Source organism: Chryseobacterium sp. AC405b (assembly GCF_979258685.1).
The window spans coordinates 1116157-1128165 of sequence record NZ_OZ409877.1 but is presented as its reverse complement, the minus strand read 5'-3'; the positions used below and the strand labels follow the sequence as shown (position 1 = coordinate 1128165).

The following is a 12009-nucleotide window of genomic DNA, read 5'->3' as shown; positions in this document are numbered from 1 at the left end:
AAAGACTGATTGTAATGAGCAGTCTTTTTTTTGTGCAAAATATTACTATTGTAACAAATTGATCAAAAAATATACCTATTAAAAAATACAAATATGTTCCTATTACAGTTAAAAAAAGATTTCGTTAATTTTATTTCTTTTGTTAAAAAACCAAATGATTTTCAGCTAAAGATTCCGACAAAGAGAAAGTTCTCAATGATCTTTAGTTTTTTAATCATTGAGCTAATATTTAGCTTTCTTGTTATTTATCCAATACTTATTCTTATTAACAAAATTATTCCTTTTAAAAATATAGATCTTAATATCCCAGATAATCTAGATAATCTATTATTTACGTTTCTATTTTTTGTTATCGTTGTTCCGCTCATTGAAGAGCTGGTTTTGAGATATCCATTAAGATATAATAATCTTTTTTCAAAATTAGTTACACCTGAAAAATGGAATAGAATTTTCCCGTTTCTTGTGTACTTTCTTTCTTCAATATTTGGATTTCTACATTTGACTAATTATACAAATGATTCCTGGAAATTCTACGCTTTATCTCCATTAATCATTTTCTCACAATTAAGTGGAGGCTTTATTCTTAGTTATATCAGAGTTAGATTAAACATTTTTTACAGTATACTCCACCACTGGATTTGGAATGCTTTGTTTGGTATTGTGGTACCTTTTGTAACTTTAACTTTTAATGATCATTATTCACATTCAGGGAAAAATTATGACATTAAAATTCAAGAGCAACAATTTTTTTATAAAAACAAACCGAAAACCTTAAAATTAACTAAAACAGCTGATAAAATTTATATATTAGAAGCACAACAATATCTGCTTCAAAAGATATCAGATACAATCTATGGAAAAGGAAAGTATATAACTGAAGAAGCTAGGATAAATATAAACTTTAAATCAGAAGCAGGTGTTTCAAAAGAAGAATTCAGAAAGATCTTACAAGAACAATATACAATAGACACAGCTGCAGAATAAAAAAATCATTTAAACAAGAATAAAAATAAAATTACTATGAAAAAAAAACATTTAACATTATTTTTTGTGCTGATCCTTAGCTTTATTAATGCACAAACTACAACCTTTCTTTCTGAAAAAACAAACCAGCCGCTTCCAAAGGTTTCAGTCTTTGGAAATGACGGAAGCATCGTTGCCTATTCTGACATTGACGGAAAAATAGAAAGAAAGATTTTAACATCTTCTCAGGAAAAATTCCAACTGGTCTATGAGAATATATCGCTAGGAACATTTTCTTTTTCTGAACTGGATAAAGATGTGGTAAAGCTAAATGACCGGGTGAAAGATATTGAAACTGTTGTCATAAAAAACACAAAACCTGCAAAATATATTTTGATAAAAGGAAATTTCAATGCCTATGTAACATTAAACAGTAAGCTGAATTGTTATGTTGACGGAATTGTTACCTACGTTTTTGATAACAAAACAAAAAAAGTAAAAAGTACAAACATCGAACAATATCGTATTTTCAGATTAGAGAATGCTAAAAACGAGAAAAAAGAAATGGGATCTTGGGATTATAATTCTTTCCTGGAGCTTCCAAAATTGAAAAGTGTAGGTAATGTAGAAGAATACAAACAGAAAAACACAAAAGTAAAAGAACTTAAAGGAACAAATAAAGACGAAATAGAAATTACAGGTGAAGCACTTCAGGAGAAAGAACTGGCTCTTTTCGGGTATCGTTTCTTTGACATTAGAGGAATTATTAATGTTTCTTACGAAAAAGATTCAAAAAAAACATTGCGCGATCTTTTAGAATCTAATGAAATTAGTTTCATCAAAGTAAAGCATAAAACTGAGCAACAATATAACCAAATCATAGTGTATAAAAATTTCGCACCTATTGAGCTGGAATTCAGTGACAATAAGGATTTAGAAAAAGTAAAATACGATAAAGATATCAGTCAATACACAACCAGCTACTGGCAAGATTCTTCCTTCCCAAATATGCAGACTATTTTCAGTTCGTTCTTCAAAGAAGATTTAAAGGAAAAAGAAAACAAAAAATAAAGAAACTTTATTCACAAAGGTTTTCTAAATTTGCATCAAACCATAAACAAAATGAAAAAGCTAAGTTTTCTACTTATTTTTAGTTTACTTCTTTTTACAGCTTGTAAGAAAGATCATGCCGATGCTACCACGACTCAGACTTTACAGTCGAGCATCAATGACATGGCATCAAGTCTTACGACTATCAAACAGATCAAATTTAACGAAGCCTTATATATTCTAAAAACTTTTGGTGTTGAGGCAGATGGCGATGTGAATGAGCTGAAAGCTTTGGGTCAACTTATTGATGGAAAAAAAGTTCCTGAAATTTTGTCAATGGCAGATCAGGTGGCTCAGAAAAATGGTATTGAATGGGCAAGTACAGCTCCACCATCATTAGGAGAAATGAATATTTTCGGTGACGAAACAGCAAAAGAAAGCGACCCGAACGATGTAAGAGCAAATTCGTTAAATATTGTAACCCAATTATCCGGCGATGCAGGTTATGGGGCAACATCAATGCAAATTATCCCAAGATTGGTAGACAACGCAGGAAAACCTATTGCTTTTACAGGCGCAGCTTTAGAAACTACTTTAGAAGTTTTCAGTAACGGAACTAAGCTTTCGACAGCGAAAAATTTAATGCTGGATAATAATTTTAAAGGATTTAACCTTAAATTTTCATCTTTACTCGCATCTAAAATTGTTGATAATAAAATTGACATCACAGTTTCTGTAAAGACAACTTCAAAAACTTTCAAAATGTCTAAAATAGGATTGGATGTAAATCCAAATGCTTTGAAAGTTCCTGAAATTCCGAAAACAGATTCTACGATGATTGTAGAAGATCCGAATGCAGTGATTGATCCTGCTAATCCCACAGGAACTACTACAGGTACGGTAACAGATCCAAATGCAACTCCTACTCAGCCAAAACCGCCGGTAACTGATCCTAAAGGTACAGTAAGCAAATTTTTAAATAATGTAAGTTCACAAAATTTAAAAGCAGCTTTTGACGCATCAAGCAATCCAAGTTGGGGAAGCTATGAATCATTTTCTAATCCCACATCTGGTTTTGGTGCTGTGAAAAACGTAAGTGTGAAAAACATTACAACCAACGCTTCAAATCCTAATGTCTCCAGTGTGAATGCAACATATGACGTGACTGATAAAAATGGAAGAACAACTTCTTTAAAAGCAACTTTCGGACTTAAAAACGTAAATGGAGAATGGAAAATTTCAAGTTATAAGATCAACCCGTAATAATAAGCGAATAATATAACGCTGAAATTTTATGAAAATATAAAGAATTTACAATTCAGATAATAATACCTGCAAAGTATTTTGTAAATCACTCAGAAACAATTAAATTTGCAGTTCAATTTTTTAAGAATTTATGGCAAAATTGGGAAAAAATGCTCCAAATGAGCAAGAAGGTAAAGAAACAGTAGAATTTTTTAAAGATCTTGACAGAGAGGCTTTAAATACAGAAAGATTCTTAGAAAGATATCAGAAACCATTAAGCATCGCTTTCGGAGTTTTAGTTTTGGGAGTTTTAGGATTTTTCGGATACCAACAGTTTGTGGTAGCTCCAAAAAATGCTGAAGCGGTAAAAACTTATTTAGCAGCTCAGAAAAACCTTACAGAAGGTAAAGATAAAGAAGCTTTGGGTGGAAAATCTGCAGCAAATCCTGGTTATTTGGGAACGTACAACGAATATTCTTCAACTAAAATCGGTAAACTTTCTGCTTATAATGCAGGTTTATTGAAATTCAAAGAAGGTAAATTCCAGGAAGCCTATGATCTTTTGGATAAATTTTCATCTGATAACAAAACATTGATGGCTATGAAGTATGGCGCAATGGCTGATGCACAATCTGGACTTAACAAAAACGACGAAGCTTTATCATTGTTAGACAAAGCCACTTCAGTATCTGATGATCCTTACACTTCTTATTATTTCACAAGAAAAGCGGGTATTTTAGCTTTAGGAATGAAAAAAAATGCAGAAGCTAAAAAATATTTCGCAGCAATTGACGAGAAATATCAGGACTATGACAACGGAATGTCTGATTCTTATATAGAAATGGCTAAATACATAAACTAAAAACATGGCAACAGTTAATCTTTCAGATTACAAGCCACTACATATTACCAATGCCGAAGATTTTTCTATCGGCATTGTTTTTTCTGAGTGGAATGACTTTGTAACCTATAACTTACGTGACGCAGCTTTGGAAATTCTTGCAAAAGAAGGGGTAAAGTCTGAAAACATCAAATTATTTTCCGTTCCGGGGGCTTTTGAATTGAATTATGCAAGTATGCAGCTTTGCAAAGAGCGAAAATTTGATGCAGTAATCTCTATCGGATGTGTGATCAGGGGCGAAACTCCACACTTTGATTTTGTATGTGATGCCGTAGCTCAAGGAATTAAAGACTGTAATATTTTAACCGACACTCCTACAATTTTCTGTGTGTTGACAGATGATACAAAAGAACAGTCTATCGCTCGAAGTGGCGGTGATCTTGGGAACAAAGGTGTAGAAGCAGCAGTAACAGCTCTAAGCATGATTAATTTTAAAAGAAATCTTTCCAATAAAAAAGGAAATATTGGTTTTGGAAATTCTCAAGTCTAATGATTTCTATATAAAGAATATTTTTAACTTTACCTGTAAAATTACTTATTATGAAATGGACAGACGACAGAAGTGGTAACGTGGATGACAGAAGAGGATCCGGTGGCGGCGGAGCAATTGTTGGCGGCGGTCTGGGAACGATTATTATTGCTGCAATTGTATTTTTTCTTGGTGGAGATCCTTCAGCGATTCTTTCAGGAGGAGGTTCAGCACCACAGACTGAACAACGAGAATTAAATCAAAACGAACTTCAAATTGGCGAATTCATCAAAATGATTACCGCAGAAAACGAAGAAACCTGGACTAAGATTTTCTCAGAAAACAATATGCAATATCAGCCTGCAAAAGTAGTTTTATTTGAATCTCAAACACAATCCGGTTGCGGAACGGCACAGTCTGCAATGGGACCATTTTACTGTCCGGCAGACCAGGCTGTTTATATGGACATGAGTTTCTTTCAGGAACTTCAGGAAAAATTTGGTGCTAAAGTAACCGAATTTACCATCGCCTATGTAATGGCTCACGAAATGGGACATCACGTACAGAATCTTCTGGGAACTTTAAATAAGACAGACCAATTAAGAAGAAGCGGAAAGTATTCGGAAACAGAGCTTAATCAGGTTTCTGTCGCAACAGAGCTTCAGGCGGATTTCTATGCCGGACTTTGGGCAAGATATTCTAACGAAAGGGAAAAATTCTTAGAGCCTGGAGATTTGGAATCTGCAGTTGAGGCGGCAGAAGCAGTGGGCGACGATAATATTCAGCAAAAAACGCAAGGACATGTAAATCAGGAAAGTTTTACGCACGGTTCATCAGCACAGAGAAAAGAATGGTTTATGAAAGGATATAACTCCGGAGACATCAAGCAGGGAGATACTTTTAATCAACTTTTAAGATAACAAAAAAATACCTGAAGAAATTTCTTCAGGTATTTTTAATTTATTTCAGCTCGATAGGATTGCTGTTTTTTTTCACCTCTTCTTTTACCCTTTCTTCCATTCGCTTTCTCATATCAGCCGGATTCTGGTTTCCACCACCTCGATTTCCCATTCTAGCTCCACCGCCACCTTGATTCATAAACGACATAGGATCTGTTTTGAATTTTTCCTGTTGCTTAAGATAATCCGTTCTTTTCACTTTAATCACATTTCCGAATGTGGTCATTTCAGGAAAACCAGCAATCTTATAATTTTTCATTAAATCAAAAGAATAATCTCCTTGGGTGTCTTCTGCTTTCACAACCAACCCCGGAAGTCCACTGAATTTATAGGGACCATCCTGATAAGGCAAATCTGTTGTGAACCAGGCTGTCCAGGTTCTGCCACCAAACTCAGTTTCAGCTTTTTGAACTTTATATTCACCAATTTTTGTGGTTTCAGATAAGATTTTCCAGTTTAAAGGTCGGTCTTCTTCGTAAGAATAAAGATCTCTTCCCAAACGATCTTTGTAAAAAGTTTTTTGATCTTTTTTGTCCTTCTCAATAGAATAATTAATATTGGTTCTCAAACTTTCCATTTGATCTCTGTTGAAACCTCTTGCACCACCACTTTGACGGTTAGCCTGCATTACAGAATCTCTTTTAATTCTGTTTTCGGAATAGAACATTGATTTTTCAGCCGAGATGTCTAGATAAGCATTCTCCGTTTTTACATCCGCTTTATTAGAAGCATCAGATTTCATTGTTACCTGATAAACAAATCTGTTGGTTTGTGCAAAAGTTGTCTGCGCCAATAACACCACAGCTAAAATGCCTAATTTTTTCATTATTTTCCTTGATTTATAGTTTTGATTTTAAATAATCATCAAAGTTAAGCCATCGATGATAAAAATTGATAAAATAAAAATTACGATTTTTTATTACTGATTAAAGTTCGTATTTTTGCACTATTAAATCATTCTAAATAAATACAATGATAAAAGTTTCAGATCATGCTAAGGAAAAAGCTATTCAACTGATGACAGAAGATGGTTTTAATCCGGCAGAAGATTATATAAGAGTGGGAGTAAAGAGTGGTGGTTGTTCTGGTTTGGAATATGTTTTAGGTTTTGACAACAAAAAAACAGATACCGATCAGATTTTTGAAGACAATAATATCAAAATTGTTGTAGAAAAAAAATCAATTCTTTATTTAGCAGGAACTGTCCTGGAATACTCAGGTGGATTGAATGGAAAAGGATTTGTTTTTAACAATCCTAATGCAGCCAGAACGTGTGGTTGTGGTGAGAGTTTTTCTTTGTAATTAGAAATTAGAGTTAGAAATTAGAAACGAGCCTTATTGCGAAATCTAAAATCTAAAGTCTGAAATCTAAAATCTAATAAAATGAGTAAATATACTGAAGACGACCTACGCGTCGATTTAGAAAATAAAAAATACGAATTCGGCTGGGAAACGATACTCGATTACGAAGATTTCCCGATTGGTTTAAACGAAGACATCGTCCGTGCTATTTCTGCCAAGAAAGAAGAACCGGAATGGATGACAGAATGGCGTTTAGAGTCTTTCAGAATTTGGTTGAAAATGACTGAGCCTACTTGGGCAAACATCAAATACACACAACCAGATTTTCAGGCTATAAAGTATTACGCTGCGCCAAAATCAAACCCTACTTTAGAAAGTCTTGACGAAGTGGATCCTGAATTATTGGCAACTTTTGCTAAATTAGGAATCAATATTGAAGAACAAAAAAGACTTTCAAATGTTGCGGTAGACATTGTAATAGATTCTGTCTCTGTAAAAACGACTTTTCAGGATACATTATCTGAAAAAGGAATTATTTTCTGTTCCATCTCTGAAGCGATTAAAAATCATCCGGACTTGGTAAGAAAATATCTTGGTAAAGTAGTTCCCAGAGGTGATAACTTTTACGCAGCATTGAACTCCGCAGTATTTTCTGACGGAAGTTTCTGCTATATTCCAAAAGGAGTAAGATGCCCGATGGAATTATCAACCTATTTCCGGATCAATCAGGCAGGAACCGGTCAGTTTGAGAGAACGCTTGTGATTGCCGATGAGGGAAGTTATGTATCTTATCTTGAAGGCTGTACAGCTCCATCAAGAGACGAAAATCAGCTTCACGCGGCTGTGGTTGAATTGATTGCATTGGATCATGCTGAAATTAAATATTCAACGGTTCAAAACTGGTATCCCGGAAATGAAGAAGGTAAAGGTGGCGTTTTCAATTTTGTAACCAAAAGAGGTTTGTGTGAAACCAAAGCTAAAATCTCATGGACTCAGGTTGAAACGGGTTCTGCAATAACCTGGAAATATCCGTCTTGTATTTTAAAAGGTGACGGCTCTGTAGGTGAGTTCTACTCTATCGCAGTGACCAATAATCATCAGTATGCAGATACGGGCACGAAGATGATTCACATCGGAAAGAATACAAAATCAACAATTATTTCTAAAGGAATCTCGGCAGGAAAATCTCAAAACTCATACAGAGGACTGGTAAAAGTAATGCCTTCTGCAAAAGGAGCAAGAAACTTTTCTCAGTGCGATTCACTGCTAATGGGTAATGAATGTGGTGCACATACTTTTCCTTATATTGAAATTAAAGATCCTACGGCTCAGTTAGAACATGAGGCTACAACTTCAAAAATCGGTGAAGACCAGATTTTCTACTGCAACCAGAGAGGTATTGATACCGAAAGAGCAATTGCTTTAATCGTAAATGGTTTTAGTAAAGAGGTTTTAAATAAACTACCTATGGAATTTGCTATTGAAGCTCAGAAATTACTTGAGATTTCTTTGGAAGGTTCTGTTGGATAAAATTAAGATTTTGTTTAAATTTTAATTTTACAAACTAATATTAGCAATGTCTTTGTCATTCTGGAGGAATCTAAACATAGAATTTCAACGCTGTTGAGATTCCTCCGGAATGACAAAGACTATTTAAAAATCTACAAATTATTAGAATAATTTTTAAATAGATTAATAATAAAATTAAACATAGGAATTGATTAAATTCTTAATATTAATAAATAATAAAAGCATTAAGTATTCCTTAATGATCGATAAATAAAGTTTATGTTAAACATTAAAAACTTACACGCCAGAATTGAAGATGGCGCACAAATATTAAAAGGTATCAATCTTGAAATAAAGCCGGGCGAGGTTCATGCGATCATGGGAACCAAACGGAGCAGGAAAATCTACACTTTCTTCTGTGATTGCAGGAAAAGAAGATTACGAAGTAACAGAAGGTGAAATCCTTTTTCAAGGTGAAAACATTATTGAAGATGCTCCTGAAGAGAGAGCGCACAAAGGTATTTTCCTTTCATTTCAATATCCGGTAGAAATTCCGGGAGTTTCTGTGACTAACTTTATCAAAGCTGCTTTGAATGAAAACAGAAAAGCCAATAATCTTGAAGATATGCCTGCAAAAGAAATGCTGGCAATGATTCGCGAGAAGTCTGAGAAATTGGGAATTAAAAAAGATTTCCTTTCAAGATCATTGAACGAAGGATTTTCAGGAGGTGAAAAGAAAAGAAATGAAATTTTTCAGATGATGATGCTGAATCCTAAGTTGGCTATTCTTGACGAAACCGATTCAGGATTAGACATCGATGCTTTGAGAATCGTTGCAGATGGGGTAAATCAGTTCAAAAACGAAGGAAATGCAGTTCTTCTGATTACACACTACCAAAGATTGCTGAATTATATTGAGCCTGATTATGTACACGTTTTAGCAAACGGAAAAATCATTAAAACAGGTGATAAATCTTTAGCTTTAGAATTAGAAAGCAAAGGGTACGATTGGCTATTGAATTAATTTAAAGATTAAGCATTTAAAAATTAAAACTAAAACGCAATCTTTGTCATTCCGTAGGAATCTAAACCTCCTATCATTGGCAAATAAACGTTCAAATAATGAGTTTAAACGAACAAATTTTAACAAACCATACTGAGTTTCTCAACACGCTTCGCCATCGCTTTTTGGACGAAAATAGAATTGGAGCTTTAGGAAAATTTGCCATCAAAGGTTTTCCTACCAAGAAAGACGAAGAGTACAAATATACCAACCTCAAAGAAATCACAGAAAAAGAGTACAACTTTTTCCCGAAAGAAAGTCACAACATCTCCAAAGAACAGCTGGATCAGCTACATTTGGGAGAAGAAAACTTTGACTGGATTGTTTTTGTAAACGGTCAGCTTCGCAAAGAGCTTTCAAACATTTCTATCGAAAATGCAGAATTTTTGTCTTTCAACTATGCTTTGAATGATGAAAACCACAAAGATGTTTTCGACAAATATTTCAACACCATCGCAGCAAAAGATTTAGCTTTTACAAACTTAAATCAGGCATACTGCAAATACGGGTTCTTCCTTAAGGTTCCGAAAAACGTGATCATCGAGAAACCGATTCATGTTTTTTATCTTTCTCAAAATCAGGAAGAAAACACTTTCTACAACACCAGAAATTTATTGATTGTTGAAGAAGGGGCTAAAGTAGAAATCATTGAAAGTCACCATAATTTTGATAAGAGTTTTGTGTTTACCAATTCGGTAACTGAAATTTTCACGTATCAGAATGCAAAAGCAGACTGGCACAAAATTCAGAATGACAGCGATACTTCTTATCTGGTAGACCATACTTTCGCGAAACAGGAAAGAGACAGCTTAACGACGGTAAATACGTTTACATTCGGAGGAAAAATCATCAGAAACAATCTTGATTTTATTCACAACGGTGAAAATATCAACTCTTTCATGAACGGAATCACCATTATCGGGAAAGATCAGTTGGTAGATCATCATACTGCGGTTCACCACAATACACCAAACTGTCAGAGTTACCAAAATTACAAAGGCATTTATAAAGATAAATCTCACGGAGTTTTCAACGGAAAGGTATTCGTAAATAAGATTGCGCAGAAAACCAATGCTTATCAGCAAAATAACAATGTTTTATTGAGCGAAGGAGCTACGATCGACACAAAGCCTCAGTTGGAAATTTTTGCAGATGATGTGAAGTGTTCTCACGGTTGTACAGTAGGTCAGCTGAACAAGGATGCTTTGTTTTACTTAAGAGCAAGAGGAATTTCTAAAAAAGAAGCACAAGCTTTATTGTTATATGCTTTTGCCAATGACGCAATGCAGAATATTGACATTGAACCATTAAAAGTAAAAATAGAGCAACTTTTAGCAGAAAAACTTGAAGTTACGATGGAGTTTTAATTCAAAATTAATTTCACTGAATATTAAAAAAGCACTTCCAATCGAAGTGCTTTTTTGTTTGAATGAGATTTGCTTTATTTCTTCAGCCAATACTGATGATCTTTCCTGTCAGAATGCTTCACTCCATTATCAATATTATACGCAAACCCGATTCCCAAAGTCTGTTTCAGCTGTGTTTTCTGAATCTGATTATGGTCGTACATGACATCTACCGTAATGATCGAGGAGATAAATTTGTTGATTTTCATATTTAAAAGCATATTGTAAGACAACACCATATGATCTGGATTATCGAGATAATTGGAGAATATAGAGGCAGTATTGGTCATTTCTATATTTTCCATCAGTTTAACTTTATAAATCGCAGAACCTAAGAAACCAATTTGCATTAAGAAAAAATCTCCGTCAGCTTTTAAACCGTAATTTCCTGCAAGCTGCAATTCTTTATCGAGTACGAAAGTAAATCTACCGTTGAGAGGACGTAACGTTACGGTTAAATTGTCATCTGGTCTGTACGTTAAACCCAAACCTGCGTTTACATATCCCGGAGCCATAAAATTTGATATTTTCTTTGCTTCCGGATTATTTCCGTCTTCAAAACCACCAGAGAACTGCGAAAGCAAACTTGCACCTGTAGAAAGATACCAGCTTTTAGAAAACTGTCTTCCATAGTTGCTCGAGATATTCAGAACATCCTGTGTTTTTCTGGTTCCGATGTCTTGGGTAGTATTTTGGCCGTAATTTAAAATAATGATATTTTCCCAAAGGTTGCGCTCCTTCTCATACGTAAGATTATAATTTGCACTTGCAAGCCATCCTACATTATTGGCTCCACCTCCTACCCAATTTGAGAAGGCTACCTGATTAAACAAGAGGCTATTTTTTGCAATTACAGACCAATATTTAGGTTTTTTGATGGTATCAACTGCTGCTGAATCAGAAATTATTACCTGAGCAAAAGAACTACTGCTGAAATACATCAATAACAGTATTAAATAATTTTTCATAAAATTGTATTTTTTCAAGTGCAAAAATAAGTATATAAATTTAAATTCCAACTTATGGGATTTTCTGAGCCAATATTCAATTAAAAAACATAGCGTTTTGTCTCAAATCGTTTTTAAAATCCCAAATCATCGACAAATTTTCCGAAATTTATACTTGGCTTTTGATTTGACAGT

Annotated in this window: 11 protein-coding genes and 1 pseudogene; 10 read left to right on the top strand and 2 right to left on the bottom strand. The window is 34.1% G+C overall.

Going from position 1 to position 12009, the window contains the following annotated elements:
* Positions 1 to 93 precede the first annotated feature (93 nt).
* The 6 genes from ACZZZA_RS05480 (at position 94) to ypfJ (ending at position 5548) form a co-directional block, all read left to right on the top strand.
* Positions 94 to 984, top strand: coding sequence for a CPBP family intramembrane glutamic endopeptidase (locus ACZZZA_RS05480; protein WP_463430185.1), 891 nt, complete (start codon positions 94 to 96; stop codon positions 982 to 984).
* A 36-nt stretch (positions 985 to 1020) separates the two neighbouring features.
* The gene (locus ACZZZA_RS05475) at positions 1021 to 2034 is read left to right on the top strand and encodes a hypothetical protein (RefSeq protein ID WP_463430184.1); all 1014 of its coding nucleotides are present in this window, start codon (positions 1021 to 1023) and stop codon (positions 2032 to 2034) included.
* Positions 2035 to 2085: 51 nt separating this feature from the next.
* Positions 2086 to 3276, top strand: a complete 1191-nt coding sequence (locus ACZZZA_RS05470) for a hypothetical protein (RefSeq protein ID WP_463430183.1) — start codon at positions 2086 to 2088, stop codon at positions 3274 to 3276.
* A 133-nt stretch (positions 3277 to 3409) separates the two neighbouring features.
* Positions 3410 to 4120, top strand: coding sequence for a YfgM family protein (locus ACZZZA_RS05465; protein ID WP_463430182.1), 711 nt, complete (start codon positions 3410 to 3412; stop codon positions 4118 to 4120).
* Positions 4121 to 4124: 4 nt separating this feature from the next.
* A complete protein-coding gene (gene ribH / locus ACZZZA_RS05460) occupies positions 4125 to 4649 on the top strand; it encodes a 6,7-dimethyl-8-ribityllumazine synthase (RefSeq protein WP_463430181.1) in 525 nt (174 codons plus the stop codon).
* 50 nt (positions 4650 to 4699) lie between these two features.
* The gene (gene ypfJ / locus ACZZZA_RS05455; protein WP_463430180.1) at positions 4700 to 5548 is read left to right on the top strand and encodes a KPN_02809 family neutral zinc metallopeptidase; all 849 of its coding nucleotides are present in this window, start codon (positions 4700 to 4702) and stop codon (positions 5546 to 5548) included.
* Positions 5549 to 5588: 40 nt separating this feature from the next.
* Here the strand turns inward: ypfJ and ACZZZA_RS05450 are convergent, their stop codons facing one another.
* Entirely contained in the window at positions 5589 to 6413 is an 825-nt protein-coding gene (locus ACZZZA_RS05450; protein WP_463430179.1) for a GLPGLI family protein, read from the bottom strand.
* Positions 6414 to 6559: 146 nt separating this feature from the next.
* Between ACZZZA_RS05450 and ACZZZA_RS05445 the strand changes: the two genes are divergently transcribed.
* From ACZZZA_RS05445 to sufD, 4 genes and pseudogenes are all read left to right on the top strand, one after another.
* Positions 6560 to 6889, top strand: a complete 330-nt coding sequence (locus tag ACZZZA_RS05445; RefSeq protein WP_463430178.1) for a HesB/IscA family protein — start codon at positions 6560 to 6562, stop codon at positions 6887 to 6889.
* Between the two features lie 81 nt (positions 6890 to 6970).
* Entirely contained in the window at positions 6971 to 8419 is a 1449-nt protein-coding gene (sufB, locus tag ACZZZA_RS05440) for a Fe-S cluster assembly protein SufB (protein ID WP_463430177.1), read from the top strand.
* 258 nt (positions 8420 to 8677) lie between these two features.
* Positions 8678 to 9422, top strand: a pseudogene (gene sufC, locus ACZZZA_RS05435) (Fe-S cluster assembly ATPase SufC).
* A gap of 98 nt (positions 9423 to 9520) precedes the next feature.
* A complete protein-coding gene (gene sufD / locus ACZZZA_RS05430) occupies positions 9521 to 10828 on the top strand; it encodes a Fe-S cluster assembly protein SufD (protein ID WP_463430176.1) in 1308 nt (435 codons plus the stop codon).
* A gap of 74 nt (positions 10829 to 10902) precedes the next feature.
* Here the strand turns inward: sufD and ACZZZA_RS05425 are convergent, their stop codons facing one another.
* Complete coding sequence (locus ACZZZA_RS05425; RefSeq protein WP_463430175.1) at positions 10903 to 11835, bottom strand: DUF3078 domain-containing protein; 933 nt, start codon at positions 11833 to 11835, stop codon at positions 10903 to 10905.
* Positions 11836 to 12009 lie beyond the last annotated feature (174 nt).

Bases quoted from the DNA above. Each gene is read 5' to 3' on its own strand.
- ACZZZA_RS05450 (WP_463430179.1), bottom strand. From the start codon at position 6,413: ATGAAAAAATTAGGCATTTTAGCTGTGGTGTTATTGGCGCAGACAACT.
- ACZZZA_RS05465 (WP_463430182.1), top strand. From the start codon at position 3,410: ATGGCAAAATTGGGAAAAAATGCTCCAAATGAGCAAGAAGGTAAAGAA.
- sufB (WP_463430177.1), top strand. From the start codon at position 6,971: ATGAGTAAATATACTGAAGACGACCTACGCGTCGATTTAGAAAATAAA.
- ACZZZA_RS05445 (WP_463430178.1), top strand. From the start codon at position 6,560: ATGATAAAAGTTTCAGATCATGCTAAGGAAAAAGCTATTCAACTGATG.
- ACZZZA_RS05480 (WP_463430185.1), top strand. From the start codon at position 94: ATGTTCCTATTACAGTTAAAAAAAGATTTCGTTAATTTTATTTCTTTT.
- ypfJ (WP_463430180.1), top strand. From the start codon at position 4,700: ATGAAATGGACAGACGACAGAAGTGGTAACGTGGATGACAGAAGAGGA.
- ACZZZA_RS05425 (WP_463430175.1), bottom strand. From the start codon at position 11,835: ATGAAAAATTATTTAATACTGTTATTGATGTATTTCAGCAGTAGTTCT.
- ACZZZA_RS05470 (WP_463430183.1), top strand. From the start codon at position 2,086: ATGAAAAAGCTAAGTTTTCTACTTATTTTTAGTTTACTTCTTTTTACA.
- ribH (WP_463430181.1), top strand. From the start codon at position 4,125: ATGGCAACAGTTAATCTTTCAGATTACAAGCCACTACATATTACCAAT.
- ACZZZA_RS05475 (WP_463430184.1), top strand. From the start codon at position 1,021: ATGAAAAAAAAACATTTAACATTATTTTTTGTGCTGATCCTTAGCTTT.
- sufD (WP_463430176.1), top strand. From the start codon at position 9,521: ATGAGTTTAAACGAACAAATTTTAACAAACCATACTGAGTTTCTCAAC.